The 16,602-nt window shown below is 72.0% G+C and carries 15 protein-coding genes; 10 read left to right on the top strand and 5 right to left on the bottom strand.

Going from position 1 to position 16,602, the window contains the following annotated elements; genetic code table 11:
* Nucleotides 1–67: 67 nt before the first annotated feature.
* The 3 genes from xseA (at nt 68) to IE177_RS02250 (ending at nt 2,252) form a co-directional block, all read left to right on the top strand.
* Complete coding sequence (gene xseA, locus IE177_RS02260) at nt 68–1,276, top strand: exodeoxyribonuclease VII large subunit (RefSeq protein ID WP_190012977.1); 1,209 nt, start codon at nt 68–70, stop codon at nt 1,274–1,276.
* Nucleotides 1,273–1,497 (top strand): exodeoxyribonuclease VII small subunit, encoded by a 225-nt coding sequence (locus IE177_RS02255; protein WP_190012976.1) that lies wholly within the window; start codon nt 1,273–1,275, stop codon nt 1,495–1,497. Before xseA ends, IE177_RS02255 begins: the two co-directional genes overlap by 4 nt.
* Before the next feature lie 164 nt (nt 1,498–1,661).
* Nucleotides 1,662–2,252, top strand: coding sequence for a malonic semialdehyde reductase (locus tag IE177_RS02250; protein ID WP_190012975.1), 591 nt, complete (start codon nt 1,662–1,664; stop codon nt 2,250–2,252).
* 71 nt (nt 2,253–2,323) lie between these two features.
* Here the strand turns inward: IE177_RS02250 and IE177_RS02245 are convergent, their stop codons facing one another.
* A complete protein-coding gene (locus tag IE177_RS02245; RefSeq protein ID WP_190012974.1) occupies nt 2,324–2,851 on the bottom strand; it encodes a DUF4245 domain-containing protein in 528 nt (175 codons plus the stop codon).
* 128 nt (nt 2,852–2,979) lie between these two features.
* On the opposite strand from IE177_RS02245, the gene glpX reads away from it, so the two are divergent.
* Nucleotides 2,980–4,014 carry a class II fructose-bisphosphatase gene (glpX, locus tag IE177_RS02240; protein ID WP_190012973.1) on the top strand — a complete coding sequence of 345 codons (1,035 nt, stop codon included), beginning with the start codon at nt 2,980–2,982 and terminating at the stop codon, nt 4,012–4,014.
* Nucleotides 4,015–4,111: 97 nt separating this feature from the next.
* Here glpX and IE177_RS02235 read toward each other — a convergent pair whose 3' ends face one another.
* Nucleotides 4,112–4,486, bottom strand: coding sequence for a WhiB family transcriptional regulator (locus IE177_RS02235; protein WP_190012972.1), 375 nt, complete (start codon nt 4,484–4,486; stop codon nt 4,112–4,114).
* A gap of 166 nt (nt 4,487–4,652) precedes the next feature.
* Nucleotides 4,653–5,354 (bottom strand): DUF1707 SHOCT-like domain-containing protein, encoded by a 702-nt coding sequence (locus tag IE177_RS02230; protein ID WP_190012971.1) that lies wholly within the window; start codon nt 5,352–5,354, stop codon nt 4,653–4,655.
* Nucleotides 5,355–5,554: 200 nt separating this feature from the next.
* On the opposite strand from IE177_RS02230, the gene IE177_RS02225 reads away from it, so the two are divergent.
* A complete protein-coding gene (locus tag IE177_RS02225; RefSeq protein WP_190012970.1) occupies nt 5,555–7,225 on the top strand; it encodes a fumarate hydratase in 1,671 nt (556 codons plus the stop codon).
* A gap of 99 nt (nt 7,226–7,324) precedes the next feature.
* On the opposite strand, the gene IE177_RS02220 is transcribed toward IE177_RS02225, so the two are convergent.
* Nucleotides 7,325–8,032, bottom strand: a complete 708-nt coding sequence (locus IE177_RS02220; RefSeq protein ID WP_190012969.1) for a carbon-nitrogen hydrolase family protein — start codon at nt 8,030–8,032, stop codon at nt 7,325–7,327.
* Nucleotides 8,033–8,122: 90 nt separating this feature from the next.
* Here IE177_RS02220 and IE177_RS02215 point away from each other — a divergent pair, with 90 nt between their 5' ends.
* The 3 genes from IE177_RS02215 to IE177_RS02205 all read left to right on the top strand — a co-directional run bounded on the left by IE177_RS02215 (nt 8,123) and on the right by IE177_RS02205 (nt 12,675).
* Nucleotides 8,123–9,511, top strand: coding sequence for a class II fumarate hydratase (locus IE177_RS02215; RefSeq protein ID WP_190012968.1), 1,389 nt, complete (start codon nt 8,123–8,125; stop codon nt 9,509–9,511).
* 84 nt (nt 9,512–9,595) lie between these two features.
* Nucleotides 9,596–10,285 carry a cytidylyl-2-hydroxypropylphosphonate hydrolase gene (gene fomD / locus IE177_RS02210; protein WP_190012967.1) on the top strand — a complete coding sequence of 230 codons (690 nt, stop codon included), beginning with the start codon at nt 9,596–9,598 and terminating at the stop codon, nt 10,283–10,285.
* A gap of 296 nt (nt 10,286–10,581) precedes the next feature.
* A complete protein-coding gene (locus IE177_RS02205; protein ID WP_190012966.1) occupies nt 10,582–12,675 on the top strand; it encodes a SpoIIE family protein phosphatase in 2,094 nt (697 codons plus the stop codon).
* Between the two features lie 61 nt (nt 12,676–12,736).
* On the opposite strand, the gene IE177_RS02200 is transcribed toward IE177_RS02205, so the two are convergent.
* Nucleotides 12,737–15,160, bottom strand: a complete 2,424-nt coding sequence (locus IE177_RS02200) for a transglycosylase domain-containing protein (protein ID WP_190012965.1) — start codon at nt 15,158–15,160, stop codon at nt 12,737–12,739.
* A 228-nt stretch (nt 15,161–15,388) separates the two neighbouring features.
* Here IE177_RS02200 and IE177_RS02195 point away from each other — a divergent pair, with 228 nt between their 5' ends.
* Together IE177_RS02195 and IE177_RS02190 are read left to right on the top strand one after the other, a co-directional pair.
* The gene (locus tag IE177_RS02195) at nt 15,389–16,336 is read left to right on the top strand and encodes an SPFH domain-containing protein (RefSeq protein ID WP_190012964.1); all 948 of its coding nucleotides are present in this window, start codon (nt 15,389–15,391) and stop codon (nt 16,334–16,336) included.
* On the top strand, nt 16,333–16,566 hold the full coding sequence (locus tag IE177_RS02190) for a type II toxin-antitoxin system antitoxin (RefSeq protein WP_190012963.1): 234 nt from the start codon (nt 16,333–16,335) through the stop codon (nt 16,564–16,566). The genes IE177_RS02195 and IE177_RS02190 overlap by 4 nt, the downstream gene beginning before the upstream one ends.
* Nucleotides 16,567–16,602 lie beyond the last annotated feature (36 nt).

The following is a 16,602-nucleotide window of genomic DNA, read 5'->3' as shown; positions in this document are numbered from 1 at the left end:
GGCCGGTGGCGCTTCGCGGGCCCGGCGCGGGACCGTCCTGTCGGAGGCGGCCGATACGCTCGGGCGCATGGCTGTGAACACGTCCCCCGAGGCCCCGCTCCCCGTCGGCGAGGTGTCCCGGATGATCGGGGGCTGGATCGACCGGCTCGGGGCGGTGTGGGTCGAGGGGCAGATCACGCAGTTGTCGCGGCGGCCGGGCGCGGGGGTCGTCTTCCTGACGCTGCGCGATCCGTCGCACGACATCTCGGTCGGCGTGACCTGTTACCGGCAGGTCTTCGACTCCGTCGCCGACGTGGTCGGCGAGGGCGCCCGCGTCGTCGTCCTGGCGAAACCGGAGTGGTACGCGCCGCGTGGCCAGCTGTCGCTGCGGGCCGCCGAGATAAGGCCCGTCGGCGTCGGGGAGCTGCTGGCCCGGCTGGAGCAGCTGAAGAAGGCGCTCGCGGCCGAGGGGCTGTTCGCGGCGGAGCGGAAGAAGCCGCTGCCGTTCCTGCCGCAGCTGATCGGCCTGGTGTGCGGGCGGGCCTCCGCCGCGGAGCGGGACGTGCTGGAGAACGCCCGGCACCGCTGGCCCGCCGTCCGCTTCGAGGTGCGCAACGTACCCGTGCAGGGGGTGCACGCCGTCCCGCAGGTCGTGCAGGCGGTGAAGGAGCTGGACGGGATCGACGAGGTGGACGTCATCGTCGTCGCGCGCGGCGGCGGCAGCGTGGAGGACCTGCTGCCCTTCTCCGACGAGCAGCTCGTGCGGGCGGTGGCGCAGTGCCGTACGCCCGTGGTCTCCGCCATCGGGCACGAGCCGGACACCCCGCTGCTGGACTACGTGGCCGACCTGCGCGCCTCCACGCCGACCGACGCGGCCAAGAAGGTCGTGCCGGACGTGGGCGAGGAGGCGGAGCGGGTGCGGATGCTGCGGGACCGCGCCCGGCGCTGCGTGAACGCGCTCCTGGAGCGGGAGGAGCGCGGCCTGGCGCACGCGCTGGCGCGGCCCTCGATGGAGGACCCGCACCGGATGATCGACGAGCGGGCCGATCACCTGGCGTCGCTGGTCGAGCGGAGCCGGCGCACGCTCGGGCACCAGCTGGACCGCGCGGACTCGGAGCTGACGCACACGCACGCGCGCGTGGTGGCCCTCTCCCCCGCGGCCACGCTCAAGCGCGGCTACGCGGTGCTGCAGAGGGCGGACGGGCATGTGGTCCGGGACCCGGAGGAGGTCACGCGGGGCGAGGCGCTGCGGGCCCGGGTCGCCGGAGGCGAATTCACAGTGAAGGCAGGGGAATGACCGACAGGGTGGACGAGGCGCTCTCGTACGAGCAGGCGCGGGACGAGTTGATCGAGGTCGTGCGGCGGCTGGAGGCGGGCGGTACGACGCTGGAGGAGTCCCTCGCGCTGTGGGAGCGCGGCGAGGAGCTGGCCGGGGTGTGCCGGCGCTGGCTGGAGGGCGCGCGGGCCCGGCTGGACGCCGCCCTGGCCGAGGAGGAGGCCGGCGAGGACGCCGGGTAGCGGGGGAGGGGGAGCGGGGCCGGGCGACGGGGAGCCGGCGGCCGGGGCTGTGAAGCGGATCACCACACGTCCCCTTTGGTTGAAGGTTGAACTTCTCTTGGCGTAGGGTCGTGCCGTCAGCCGGTCCCCGTCCGGGACCGGACGCGCGTCACAGGAAGTCACGCATGTCTCTCGTTCTTGACCCCGCCGCCCAGGACCTGCTGTTCCGCGAGGCCCGCACCGCGAACGCCTTCACCGACGAGCCGGTGACCGACGAGCAGGTCCAGGCGATCTACGACCTGGTCAAGTACGGCCCCACCGCCTTCAACCAGACCCCGCTGCGCATCACCCTGGTCCGCTCCCCCGAGGCCCGCGAGCGCCTGGTGAAGCACATGGCCGAGGGCAACCAGGCCAAGACCGCCGCCGCCCCGCTGGTCGCGATCCTGTCCGCCGACAACGAGTTCCACGAGGAGCTGCCGGCCCTGTTCCCGGCCTTCCCGCAGGCCAAGGACGTCTTCTTCGCCGAGCGTCCGGTCCGCGAGGGCTCGGCCGCGATGAACGCCGCCCTGCAGGCCGCCTACTTCATCGTCGGCGTCCGCGCCGCGGGCCTCGCCGCCGGCCCGATGACCGGCTTCGACTTCGAGGGCGTCCGCAAGGAGTTCCTGGACGACGACCACACCCCGCTGATGGTCGTCAACATCGGCCGGCCGGGCCCGGACGCCTGGTACCCGCGCTCGCCCCGCCTGGCCTACGACGACGTCGTCACGACCGTCTGAGCCGCACCGTCACACAGGAAGAGGCCCCCGGCATCGCCGGGGGCCTCTCGCCGTCGCCGTGACAGGCCGGCTCACCGCATCCGCAGCGCCGCCGCCATCGTCTTCAGGTCGTCGAAGGACGCCGTGCCCGCGACCACCGTCGTGGAGCCGGACGGGCCCCGCAGGACGAGGGCGTCGTAGCGGCCGCCGGTGTAGCGGGTCCAGGTCCGGTCGCCGGCCGTCTCGGTCCGCTCGGTCGCCGACGCTCCCTGACTCGCCTGCTCGATGAACTCCGAGGGCTTGCGCGCCGACTGCTCGACCTGCACGTACTGGCCGTCCGGCGTCTGGAAGCCGAGGTGCCAGCGGTTGGACTTGTCGCCCTGGAAGCGTACGGAGGTCGCTTTCCAGGTACTCGGCAGACCCTCGGGCGCCGCCACCGGGTAGTCCGCCGCGCGCCGGGCCGTGAGCAGCTCGATCCGGTAGTCCACCCGCTTGAGGTCGGGAGCGTGATCGTCGTGCGGGATGCTGATGAAGTAGACGACCGCCGCCGCGATCCCGATGAGGGCCAGGGAGAGGACCATGTCCCGGGCCGTCTTCTGCTTGCCGTTGGAACCTGCCACGTCCCCTATCGTCGCAGGTGCCCCGAGCGCTCATCCGTGGGGTCCCCTGCTCATTTTGTCCGTCCGGCGATAGAGTCGGGGTCCAATACCCTCATCCGGCCGTCGTCGTATCAGAAAGGTGCGCTCCGATGACCGAAAACCATCATCTGCCGTCCGAACTGGACGTTCCCTCCGAGGCCCCCGACCGCAACCTCGCCCTGGAGCTCGTCCGGGTGACCGAAGCCGCCGCGATGGCGGCCGGCCGCTGGGTGGGGCGCGGCGACAAGAACGGCGCCGACGGCGCCGCGGTGCGCGCCATGCGGACCCTCGTCTCCACCGTCTCGATGAACGGCGTCGTCGTCATCGGCGAGGGCGAGAAGGACGAGGCCCCGATGCTCTTCAACGGGGAGCGCGTCGGAGACGGGACCGGTCCCGAGGTCGACATCGCCGTCGACCCGATCGACGGCACCACGCTGACGGCCAAGGGCATGCCGAACGCGATCGCCGTCCTCGCCGCCACCGAGCGCGGCGCCATGTTCGACCCGTCCGCCGTGTTCTACATGGACAAGCTGGTCACCGGACCCGAGGCGGCGGACTTCGTCGACATCGACGCCCCCGTCGAGGTGAACATCCGCCGGATCGCCAAGGCCAAGCGGTCCTCGCCGGAGGACGTCACCGTCGTCATCCTGGACCGGCCGCGGCACGAGGGCCTGATCCGGGAGGTCCGGGAGGCCGGCGCGCGCATCAAGCTGATCTCCGACGGCGACGTCGCCGGCTCGGTGTACGCGCTGCGCGAGGGCACCGGCGTCGACCTGCTGCTCGGCATCGGCGGCACCCCCGAGGGCATCATCTCGGCCTGCGCCGTGAAGTGCCTGGGCGGGACCATCCAGGGCAAGCTGTGGCCGAAGGACGACGAGGAGCGCGCGCGGGCCGTCGACGCCGGTCACGACCTCGACAAGGTGCTCACGACGGACGACCTGGTGTCCGGGGAGAACGTCTTCTTCGTGGCCACCGGCATCACCGACGGCGAGCTGCTGCGCGGGGTGCGCTACCGGTCGGAGACCGCGCTGACCGAGTCGATCGTCATGCGGTCCAAGTCGGGAACGGTGCGCCGGATCGACTCCGAGCACCGGCTGCGCAAGCTGCGGGCCTACAGCGCGATCGACTTCGACCGGGCCAAGTGACACCGCTGCCGGGACGGGCGCGCACCGCGTCCCCCGGGTGAGAAAGCGCCCCCTGTGCGGAGGGGGCGCTCCCTGTCCTTCAGCTGTCGTCCGGCACTCAGCCGGCTATGCGGTTCGCCGTCGCCCGTGCCGCCTTCTTCAGCTCCATCTCCCGGCGCCGGCGCCGGGCCAGGACCACGCGGCGCTCCGCCGCCGTGAGACCGCCCCAGACCCCGTAGGGCTCGGGCTGCAGGAGGGCGTGCTCGCGGCACTCGACCATGACCGGGCAGCGGGCGCAGACGCGCTTGGCCGCCTCCTCCCGGGACAGCCGTGCGGCCGTCGGCTCCTTCGACGGCGCGAAGAAGAGGCCCGCCTCGTCACGCCGGCACACCGCCTCGGTGTGCCAAGGGGCGTCCTGATCCCTGTCCCGCGCCGGCACCCGCGGGGCCGGAACAGCAGCTACCTGCAGGGATGAATGCGGCGGTTGCAGCACGGTCTACTCCTGACGACGGCTTCGCGAGCGAGAGACGATGCAGCAAGCCCTACCCGCTGTGCGCGCGCCTATGCACTGCGTTCCCAACCGCGGGCGCACAACGGCTCTTTCACGCCCCCTGGGCACCGGGCGGGCGGTGCGCCGCCCGGCCGCGGGTTCGCGAGCGTCAACGGTCGAGGTGTTTGCGCAGCTTCTTGTCGACCTTGCGCTGCGCCCGGTCCAGGATGTCCGCGACGACCTTCCCGCGCTTCGCCCGGGCCTCGATGTTGCCGAGCACGGCCCACCCGTCGACGTAGATGACCGGCGCGTCGGACTCCACCGAATCCAGCGTGTCCACCTCGAAGTTGCCCAGCACGCCGCCGCCGGTGCCGCGCAGCGAGACGTTCTCCGGGACGCGTATCTGGACGTCGCCGAAGACGGAGACGGCCTTGATCACCACCTGCTGGTACTCGAAGATCGCCTCGCTGAGGTCGATCTCGACGGAGCCGAAGACCGAGTACGCGTCCAGCCTGCGCCCGGCCCGCCAGCGGCCCCTGCGCATGGCGCTGCTGAAGACGGCCACCACGTTCGCGTCGGCGTCGGCGGGGATCGCGCCGGGCGTCGGGCGGGGCGGGACCGGCGTGTAGGCGGGGGCGGTCGGGGCCCGATGGGCGGCGGGCAGGTCCCGGATGAAGACCTCCAGCTCACCCACGGTCTTGGCGTGCAGCACTCCCTCGACGCGCTCGGCGTGCTCGTCGGCGGTCAGCCGGCCCTCGGCGAGGGCCTCGCGGAGGATGTCGGCGACCCGGTCGCGGTCGGCGTCCGAGGCACGCAGTTCGGAGACGCGCGGTGAGGCGTCCTGGATGGGGGCGGGCTTCTCAAGGTCCACGACGGCAGCGTACCGAAACGCGATAGATCGCGACTAGGGGGTGCGCCCGGGCGTGTCCCCGCCGGTGAGCCGGCCGCTGCGCCCCACCTCACATCCACTGAGCCTTACCTCACAGGTTCCGCCCCGGCGGCAGGTCCTAGGCTGGTGAGGCCCGCCAACGTCGGCGGGCCGCCGTCCGTCAGAGTGAGGAATGGGCTGAGATGCCTGAGTTCGCGTACACCGATCTGCTCCCCCAGGGAGAGGACACCACCCCCTACCGACTGGTGACGTCCGAGGGCGTCTCCACCGTCGAGGGGCCCGACGGGCGGACGTTCCTCAAGGTGGAGCCGGAGGCGCTGCGCAAGCTGGCCGAGGAGGCCGTCCACGACATCCAGCACTACCTGCGCCCGGCCCACCTCGCCCAGCTCCGCCGGATCATCGACGACCCGGAGGCGTCCGCGAACGACAAGTTCGTCGCCCTGGACCTGCTGAAGAACGCCAACATCGCGGCGGCCGGCGTACTGCCGATGTGCCAGGACACCGGCACGGCGATCGTCATGGGCAAGCGCGGGCAGAACGTCCTCACCGAGGGCGAGGACGAGAAGGCCCTCTCCCACGGCATCCACGACGCCTACACCAGGCTCAACCTGCGCTACTCGCAGATGGCTCCGCTCACCATGTGGGAGGAGCGGAACACCGGCTCCAACCTGCCGGCCCAGATCGAGCTGTACGCGACAGACGGCGGTGCCTACAAGTTCCTGTTCATGGCGAAGGGCGGCGGCAGCGCCAACAAGTCCTTCCTCTACCAGGAGACGAAGGCCGTCCTGAACGAGGCCTCCATGATGAAGTTCCTGGAGGAGAAGATCCGTTCGCTCGGCACGGCCGCCTGCCCGCCGTACCACCTCGCGATCGTCGTCGGCGGCACCAGCGCCGAGTACGCCCTGAAGACCGCCAAGTACGCCTCCGCGCACTACCTGGACAACCTGCCCACCGAGGGCTCGCCGCTCGGCCACGGCTTCCGGGACCAGGAGCTGGAGGAGAAGGTCTTCGAGCTGACCCAGAGGATCGGCATCGGCGCGCAGTTCGGCGGCAAGTACTTCTGCCACGACGTCCGCGTGGTCCGCCTGCCCCGGCACGGCGCCTCCTGCCCGGTGGCCATCGCGGTCTCCTGCTCGGCCGACCGCCAGGCCGTCGCGAAGATCACGGCCGAGGGCGTCTTCCTGGAGCAGCTGGAGACGGACCCGGCGCGGTTCCTGCCGGAGACGACGGACGCGCAGCTCGACGACGCCGGCGACGTCGTGAAGATCGACCTGAACCAGCCGATGGACACGATCCTCGCCGAGCTGACCAGGTACCCGGTCAAGACCCGCCTCTCCCTGACCGGTCCGCTGGTCGTGGCCCGTGACATCGCGCACGCCAAGATCAAGGAGCGGCTGGACGCGGGCGAGGGGATGCCGCAGTACCTGAAGGACCACCCGGTGTACTACGCCGGCCCGGCGAAGACCCCGGAGGGCTACGCCTCCGGTTCCTTCGGCCCGACGACGGCCGGGCGCATGGACTCCTACGTCGAGCAGTTCCAGGCGGCGGGCGGTTCCAAGGTGATGCTCGCCAAGGGCAACCGCAGCAAGCAGGTCACCGACGCGTGCGCCGCCCACGGCGGCTTCTACCTCGGCTCCATCGGCGGCCCCGCCGCCCGCCTCGCCCAGGACTGCATCAAGAAGGTCGAGGTCCTGGAGTACGAGGAGCTGGGCATGGAGGCCGTCTGGAAGATCGAGGTCGAGGACTTCCCGGCGTTCGTCGTCGTAGACGACAAGGGCAACGACTTCTTCCAGGACCCGGCTCCCGCGCCGACGTTCACGTCGATTCCGGTGCGGGGGCCCGGCCTGGCGTAGTGCCTCGGGCGCGGCGGCGAGGGTCCGCCCCCGCTGCCGCGCGGCCCGTCCTCACCCGGCGGACGGGCCGGCCGGCGCCGCGGAGAGGACGGGCGCGGCTCATCCGACCTCGGCGGTGACCACCATGGCCGTGCCGGCGTCCGCCTCCGCCAGGAGGGCGCCGCCCGGAGCCCACAGCGCGGAACGGCCGCATCCGGTCCAGGCGCCCGCCGGGCCGACGTGGTTGGCCAGCACGACGTACAGGTTCGCGTCCTTCGCGATGCCCGGGTAGACCCTCGCGCGCTCCTCGGCCCCGCCGCCCGTGCCGTACAGCGAGCTGGCCAGGTGCACCTGGCAGCCGTCGGCGGCGCCGCGGCGGGTCAGTTCGGGGAAGTGGTTGTCGTAGCACGTCGCCAGGGCGAAACGCAGGCCGCCGAGCTCGAAGCGCCCGTCGCTCTCCCCCGCCGCGAACACGCCCCGCTCCTGGTCGTACAGGTGCTGCTTGCGGTAGGTGGTGATCAGCTCACCGCCGGCCCCGTGGACGAGCGTCCCGATGGCGGGTCGCTCCCCGCCCGTGGCCACCGCGCAGTTGACGACGGTGGCGATGCCGCTCCCGCGGAGCGCGTCCAGGCGCGGATCGTCCGCGTCGACCCACAGGCCGGGATCGGCGCTCAGCGCCTCGGGCTCGTACCCGGTCGGCGCCAGCTCGGGGAACACCACCAGCTCGGCGCCCTGCGCACGCGCCTCGCGGGCGAGGGCGGCCATCCGCCGGACGTTGGCGGGTATGTCGGCCGGGACGCAGGTGAGCTGGGCCGTGGCGATCTTCATACGGCCCAGCATGGCAGGAGGTGGCCGGGTGAGTGGGCCGAGTGGGTCACCGCCCGGAACATCGGGGCGTTCTCGATCGCTGTAGCCGGTATGAGCGACGAATACCGCATCGAGCACGACTCCATGGGCGAGGTACGGGTCCCCGCGCACGCCAAGTGGCGGGCGCAGACCCAGCGTGCCGTCGAGAACTTCCCCGTCTCCGGGCAGCGGATCGAGCGGGCGCACATCGAGGCGCTCGCCCGGATCAAGGGCGCCGCCGCCAAGGTCAACGCGGACCTCGGGGTGCTCGACGAGGACATCGCCCGGGCGATCCAGGAGGCGGCCGCCGAGGTCGCCGAGGGCGCCTGGGACGAGCACTTCCCCGTCGACGTGTTCCAGACCGGGTCCGGCACCTCGTCCAACATGAACACCAACGAGGTCGTCGCCACGCTGGCGAGCGAGCGGCTGGGCCGGGACGTGCACCCCAACGACCACGTCAACGCCTCCCAGTCGTCCAACGACGTCTTCCCCTCCTCCCTCCACATCGCCGCCACCGCCGCCGTCACCCGGGACCTGATCCCCGCCCTGGAGCACCTGGCGGCCTCGCTCGCCCGCAAGGCCGAGGAGTTCCGGGACGTGGTCAAGTCCGGCCGGACGCACCTGATGGACGCCACACCCGTCACCCTGGGCCAGGAGTTCGCCGGGTACGCGGCCCAGGTGCGGTACGGGGTCGAGCGGCTGACCGCGTCCCTGCCGAGGCTCGCCGAGCTGCCGCTGGGCGGCACCGCGGTGGGCACCGGCATCAACACGCCGCCCGGGTTCTCCGCCGCCGTCATCGAGGAGGTGGCCCGCACCACCGGGCTGCCGCTCACCGAGGCCCGCGACCACTTCGAGGCGCAGGGCGCCCGCGACGGGGTCGTGGAGACCAGCGGACAGCTGCGGACCATCGCGGTCGGGCTGACGAAGATCGCCAACGACCTGCGCTGGATGTCCTCCGGGCCGCGCACGGGCCTCGCCGAGATCCGGCTGCCCGACCTCCAGCCGGGCTCGTCGATCATGCCGGGCAAGGTCAACCCGGTCGTCCCCGAGGCGGTGCTGATGGTCGCCGCCCAGGTGATCGGAAACGACGCCACCATCGCCACCGCCGGCGCCGCCGGGAACTTCGAGCTGAACGTCATGCTCCCGGTCATCGCCAAGAACGTGCTGGAGTCGGTCCGGCTGCTCGCCAACGTCTCCCGGCTGCTGGCCGACCGGACCGTCGACGGCATCACCGCCGACCGCGAGCGGGCCCGCGAGTACGCCGAGTCCTCGCCGTCCGTGGTGACGCCGCTGAACAAGTACATCGGCTACGAGGAGGCCGCGAAGGTCGCCAAGAAGTCGCTCGCCGAACGCAAGACGATCCGTCAGGTGGTGCTGGAGAGCGGGTACGTGGAGCGCGGCGACCTCACCCTGGAGCAGCTCGACGAGGCGCTGGACGTCCTGCGGATGACGCGTCCGTGACCGCGGGCGGTGGTTTCCGGCCACCGTCGTACAACCGTGACGGGCGCCGCAGCGTCGTATGCCTGTGACACCTAAAATCTGCGCATGGCGGACGACGGAGCGGTGACACGAGTGGAAGCGGGACCTGCCACGTACTGGACGCCCGGGGCGCAGATCCTTTGGCGCTACCGGGAGAACGCGGGTGAGCAGGTCCACATCGCCCGGCCCGTCACGGTCGTCCGCGACGACGCCGAGCTGCTCGCGGTGTGGATGGCGCCCGGCACCGAGTGTGTGCGGCCGGTCCTCGCCGACGGCAGGCCGGTGCACGTGGAACCGCTGGAGACCCGCTACACCAAGGCGCGCACCGTCCAGCGGGACCGGTGGTTCGGCACCGGCGTGCTGAAGCTCGCCCAGCCCGGCCGGCCCTGGTCGGTGTGGCTGTTCTGGGAACCGGGCTGGCGGTTCAAGAACTGGTACGTCAATCTGGAACAGCCGCTGGCGCGCTGGGCGGGCGGGGTGGACTCGGTGGACCACTTCCTGGACATCACCGTCGACCCCGACCGCACGTGGCAGTGGCGGGACGAGGACGAGTTCGCGCAGGCCCAGCGGGACGGGCTGATGGACGGGGCGACCGCCGAACGGGTGCGTGCGGCGGGGCGGGAGGCGGTGGCCGTGATCGAGGGATGGGGGCAGCCGTTCTCGGACGGCTGGCCGCACTGGCGCCCGGATCCGTCCTGGACGGTTCCGTCGCTGCCCGAGGACTGGGGCCGTACGCCCGCGCACGTGTCCTCATGAGACCCTTGATGCGCCCCCCGGCAGGAAACGTAGGATCGTCCTCCGCAGGAAATACGCAAGCGCAACTCCCGGAACATGGGCCGGGCCTGACCGAACGTCACCGAGGGGCGGCAGCACGTGAGCGAGGGGTACCAGGGCAACACCACCGCCGGCTGCCGGGGCCCGGCCGGTGGCACGGCAACAACCTCTGAGCACGCCGGAAATCCGTTCCTGGGGCACGTATTGCGGGTATCGGAATTCTTGCGGGACGGACTGCGCGCCCGGCGCGCAGCCCCGGACGGATGGATGCGACACGCGTGACGGAGCAGCCCACCTCCTTCGAGCGCCCCCAGCCGGGCGCCGACCCCGCGGAGGCCCGCGGGGCGCTCCTGCGTACCCCGAAGCCGCCCGGCAGCCCGGCCTTACCGGTGCAGACCCGGGCCGACGCCGCGCCGTCCGGCCCGGGGACCGCCACGCCCCGTGGCAAGGGAAAGGACGGCAAGGGGAAGGAGCCCCCAGTCAACGGCCCCGAGCACTCCCAGCCCGCCGCCGCCGACCCCGGCGCGCACCGCCCGCGTCCCGCACCGGAGACGATTCCGCCGCAGCCCGGCGGGGAACCGGACCGGGTGACGGGCGGCCAGGAGCGCCGTACCGGACGGGGGCTGCCCCCGGGGCGGCCCATGCCGATGCGGCGTGACGGGGACCGGCTGCGGTTCGTCGGCGCGGCCACCCGGCGGATCGCCCGCGGGCTCGACCTGGACGAGATCGTGATGGGGCTGTGCCGGGCCACCGTGCCGACCTTCTCGGACGCGATCCTGGTCTATCTGCGCGACCCGCTGCCGGTCGGCGACGAGCGGCCCACCGGACCGGTGGTGCTGCGGCTGCGCCGGACCGACCGGATACCCGAGGAGCGGGACACCGACGGGGTGCCGCTGCCGTCGGCCTTCGAACCGGAGCCGGAGCCGGCCGCGCTGACCGATCTGTCCGCGCTGACGACCGAGCTGTGCGAGGTGCGGCCCGGCGGTGCGCTCAACGAGGTGCTGCGCGGGGTGCGGCCGGTGTTCGCCGACGCGCCCGCCGCCCGGGCCGCGCTGCCCGAACTGCTCGGAGAGGGCGGCGAGGTGGTCGTCCCGGACGGGCAGCACGCGATCCTGGCGCCGCTGCGCGGCCGGCGCCGGGTGATCGGCGCGGCCCTGTTCCTGCGCCGCCCGGAGCGGCTGAAGTTCGAGGCGGACGACCTGCTGGTGGCCGCGCAGCTGGCCACGCACAGCGCGCTCGGCATCGACAAGGCGGTGCTGTACGGCCGTGAGGCCTACATCGCCGACGAGCTGCAGCGCACCATGCTGCCCGAGACCCTGCCCCGTCCGACCGGGGTGCGTCTGGCCTCCCGGTACCTGCCGGCCGCGGAGACCGCGCGGGTCGGCGGCGACTGGTACGACGCGATCCCGCTGCCGGGCAGCCGGGTCGCGCTGGTCGTGGGCGACGTGATGGGCCACTCCATGACCTCCGCGGCCATCATGGGCCAGCTGCGGACCACCGCGCAGACGCTGGCCGGGCTCGACCTGCCCCCGCAGGAGGTGCTGCACCACCTGGACGAGCAGGCGCAGCGGCTCGGCACCGACCGCATGGCGACCTGCCTGTACGCCGTCTACGACCCGGTCACGCACCGGATCACGATCGCCAACGCCGGCCATCCGCCGCCCGTGCTGCTGCACCTGGGCGGGCGGGCCGAGGTGCTGCGGGTGCCGCCCGGCGCGCCGATCGGGGTCGGCGGGGTGGACTTCGAGGCCGTCGAGCTGGACGCGCCCGCCGGGGCGACCCTGCTGCTGTACACCGACGGTCTGGTGGAGTCCCGGCTGCGGGACGTGTGGACCGGCATAGAGCAGCTGCGCGAGAAGCTCGCCGCGACCGCCCAGCTGACCGGGCCCGACCATCCGCCGCCGCTGGAAGCGCTGTGCGACGAGGTGCTGGACATGCTCGGCCCGGGCGACCGGGACGACGACATCGCGCTGCTCGCGGCCCGCTTCGACGGGATCGCGCCGAGCGACGTGGCGTACTGGACGCTGGAGCCGGAGGTCGCGGCTCCCGGCCAGGCCCGTCGGCTGGCCCGTCGCGCGCTCGCCCGCTGGGACCTGGAGGAGCTGACCGACTCGGTGGAGCTGCTGGTCAGCGAGGTCGTGACGAACGCGGTCCGGTACGCGTCGCGGCCGGTCACGCTGCGGCTGCTGCGTACGGACGTGCTGCGCTGCGAGGTCGGCGACGACGTGCCGCAGCTGCCGCGGCTGCGGCAGGCCCGGGCCACGGACGAGGGCGGGCGCGGCCTGTACCTGGTCAACAAGCTGGCCCGGCGTTGGGGTGCGACCCGGCTGAGCACCGGCAAGGTGGTCTGGTTCGAGCTGAACCGGGGCTGAGCCCCGCCGCCGCGCCGACGACGCCGAAGGGCGCCCGGGGTTCTCCGGGCGCCCTTCGTGTTCATTCCTGCGGCGGCCGGCCGATGCCGGGTGCGGGATCGAGCGGGTCCTCCGTGGCGGGGTCCGTCGGCGGCTCGCTGCTCGGTGTCTGCGACGGCGTCTGGGACGGTGTCTGGCTCGGCGTCTTCGACGGGGTCTGCGACGGGGTCTTCGACGGTGTCTGCGACGGGGTCGGCGGCTCGCTGCTCGGCGTCTGCGACGGCGTCTCGGACGGCGAGTGGCTGACGGTCGGGGTCCCGGTCGGCTCGACGGCCGCGCCCTGAGTGGCGTTCAGGTCGAACTTGGTCTTGTGGCTCACGCCGAAGGTGTAGGCGGCCCAGATCTTCGCCGGGGGGCCGCCGCCGTTGACCCGGCCGCCGCCCATGGCGCCCGTGAGCGACACGTGGGCGCCCTTCTTGATGGGAACGCCTTCGCAACCGGTGCCGCCGGACTTGTGCGCCTCGCCGAACAGGCCGACGGAGGTGACCAGGTCGGGGGTGTAACCGGTGAACCAGGCCGAGCGGTTGCAGTCGGAGGTGCCGGTCTTGCCCGCCACCTGCCGGCCGCCTCGCAGCGGGTTCTTCGCCACCGATTCGCTGGCCGTGCCGTCGTCGACCACACCGGTGAGCACGGAGGTCACCGTGTCGGCGGTCGTCCGGCTGATGACCGAGCCGCCGACCGCGTCCGGGATCGGCACGCTGCGGGTCTTGTTCTCGGCCGACTTCAGGATGGACGGGGTGACCTTGTCGCCGTGGTTGTCCAGGGTGGCGTAGATGCCGGCCATCTCCAGCGGGCTGGCGCCCATCGAGCCCAGCGTCTGGGCGGGGACGGCCTGCATGCCCTTGGTGTCCATGCCGAGCGTCTTCGCCGTGTCCATGACCTTGCTCATGCCCACGTCCACGCCCATCTGCGCGAAGACGGAGTTGACGGACGCGTTCATCGCCTTCTGGACGGTGATCTTGTCGTAGTCCCGATTGTCCTCGTTCGGCGGGGCGAAACCGACCTTGGCGCCGTGGTCGAGGACCTGGCGGCGGCTGGTGCCGTCGTAGATCGTGTTCGCGGTGATCGGCTGGCCGTCCTGCGTGGTGGCGTTCTGCTCCAGCGCGGCGGCGAGGATGACCGGCTTGAACGTCGAGGCGGGCTGGTAGTCCGTGCGCGTGGCGTTGCTGTAGTAGTGGGCGTAGTAGTCCTTGCCGCCGTACAACGCGACGATCTTGCCCGTCTTGGGGTCGACGGAGACGGCGCCGGCCTGGACGTCACCGTCGACCCTGCGCTTCTTCCTGTCGAGCTTGCTGGTCAGCTGGGACTTGACGGCGCTCTCGAGTGCGGCCTGCTTGTCGGGGTCGATGTTGAGGGTGATGGTCCAGCCCTTTTCGATGACCGCGTTCTCCGCCTGGGCCTGGGTCAGCCCCTCCTGCCTCATCAGCTGCTGTTCCAGCTGGTGGTTGGCGAGTTCGACCAGGTAGCCCTTCTGGCCGCCGAGGCCCGGGGCGCCCTTGGGCTCCTTCGGCTCGGGGAAGGTCAGGCCGTCGCGCTTGGCCTTGGACAGCCAGCCCTCCTCGACCATGTTGTCCAGGACGTAGTTCCAGCGCTGCTTGACCAGCCGTTTGCCGGTCGGGGTGGCGACCGCCCAGTCGTACTGGCTGGGCGCCTGGAGCAGCGCGGCGAGGTAGGCGCCCTGCTCCACTTTCAGCCGCTCGGCGTCGACGTGGTAGTAGGCCTGGGCGGCGGCCTGGATGCCGTAGGCGTTGCGGCCGTAGTAGCTCGTGTTGATGTAGCCGGCGAGGATCTCGTCCTTGGACTTCTCGCGGTCCACCTTGAGCGCGATGACCAGTTCCCTCAGCTTGCGCGTGACGGTCTGGTCCTGGTTCAGGTAGTAGTTCTTGACGTACTGCTGGGTGATCGTGGAACCACCCTGCTTGCCCTTGCCCGACAAAGTGTTGATCAGGCCGCGGGCGGTGCCTTTGAAGTCGACGCCGACGTCGTGGTAGAAGCTCTTGTTCTCCGCGGCCACGAAGGTCAGCTGGACCTTGCGGGGCACCTTGGACAGGTCGACGATCTCACGGTTGACCTTGCCGCTGCGGGCCAGGACGGAGCCGTCGCTGAACTTGTAGACGTTGCTCTGCCGCAGGGCGGCGACATTGCCCTCGGGGATGTCCACGTACAGGTAGAGGCCGATGAAGGCCGCGATGATCAGCAGGCACGTCCCGAAGAACGTGCCGAGGATCTTCTTCCAGGTGAACAGCCGGCGTATTCGGCCCTTGGGGGGCTTGGCGCCTGCCGCCGCGGCCCCGGAGCCTGCCTTGGCGGTCGCGGTGCCGGCCGCCGCGGTCCCGGTGCCGGCCGCCGCGGGCGCGCTTCCGGCCGTGGGTGCGGAGCGGCGGCGCCTGGGTGCCGCGCGGCGGCCACCGCGCTGCCGCGCTCGTCTCTCTTCCGCTCGTCCCATGGGTCCCTACGCTCGCTTCCGTCTCGGGGTCAGCTCCGAAAGCTAACACCCCCCTATATGACAAAGGGCGACCGATCCGCTCTTTTGCGGACGTGACAATCAGCACCCGCCCCAAGGGAACCGACGGTCTGGAAGGCCGCAAGGTTGCCTCGCGCGGTAATGTGATATCACTTAGCTAGAAGCAAGCTAGGCGCTCCGGCCGGAGCACACCGAGAACGGGGGACACCCATGTCCGCACACGAGCCCGCCCGCCCAGCGGCCGCCACCGCCGACGTGCCCGAGATACCGGCGCCGCGGGTACGGGAGTTCACCGCGCACAGCATCGGCGGCGGACTCGCCCTGCTGCTGGGGCTGCTGGGTCTCGGCGTCGCCGGCGCGCTGTTCGCCGCCTCCTCGGCGGCCTCCTCCTCCGGCGCCCAGGCCGGGCTCGCCCTGGCCGGCGCCCTCGTCCTCGTCGCGGCCGTCATCGCCATGCGCGGCCTGAACACGGTCGCGCCCGGCGAGGCGCGGGTCGTGCAGCTCTTCGGCCGGTACCGGGGCACGATCCGGCAGGACGGGCTGCGCTGGGTGAACCCGTTCACCTCGCGGACCCGGATCTCCACGCGGGTGCGCAACCACGAGACCGCCGTGCTGAAGGTCAACGACGCCTACGGCAACCCGATCGAGCTGGCCGCGGTCGTGGTCTGGAAGGTCCAGGACACCGCCCAGGCCACCTTCGAGGTGGACGACTTCGTGGAGTTCGTGGCCACCCAGACCGAGACCGCCGTACGGCACATCGCGATCGAGTACCCCTACGACGCCCACGACGAGGACGGCCTGTCGCTGCGCGGCAACGCCGAGGAGATCACCGAGAAGCTGGCCGTCGAGCTGCAGGCGCGGGTGCAGGCGGCCGGTGTGCACATCATCGAGTCACGCTTCACGCACCTCGCGTACGCTCCCGAGATCGCCTCGGCGATGCTCCAGCGGCAGCAGGCGGGCGCGGTCGTGGCGGCGCGGCGGCAGATCGTCGACGGCGCCGTGGGAATGGTCGAGGCGGCGCTCGCCCGGATCGCCGAGCAGGACATCGTGGAACTGGACGAGGAGCGCAAGGCGGCGATGGTGTCGAACCTGATGGTGGTGCTGTGCGGCGACCGGGCCCCGCAGCCGGTCCTGAACACCGGGACCCTCTACCAGTGACGGACTCCCCGGAGACCCCGAAGCGGCGGCCGCAGCAGCGCAAGCAGGTGCTGCTGCGGCTGGACCCGTCGGTGTACGAGGCCCTCGCCCGCTGGGCCGGGGACGAGCTGCGGTCGGCGAACGCCCAGATCGAGTTCCTGCTGCGCAAGGCGCTGGCGGAGGCGGGACGGCTGCCGAAGGAGACCGGCCCGCTGCCCCGCCGGGGCAGGCCGCCTGTATCGGAACCGTGACAATCGCCCCCCACCTGCACGGCCCTACCGCCCGCC

Source organism: Streptomyces lucensis JCM 4490 (assembly GCF_014650035.1).
In the GTDB taxonomy this organism is placed as follows: Bacteria; Actinomycetota; Actinomycetes; order Streptomycetales; family Streptomycetaceae; genus Streptomyces; species Streptomyces lucensis.
Note: the sequence above shows the minus strand (reverse complement) of the source record. Positions and strands in the feature narration are given on the sequence as shown.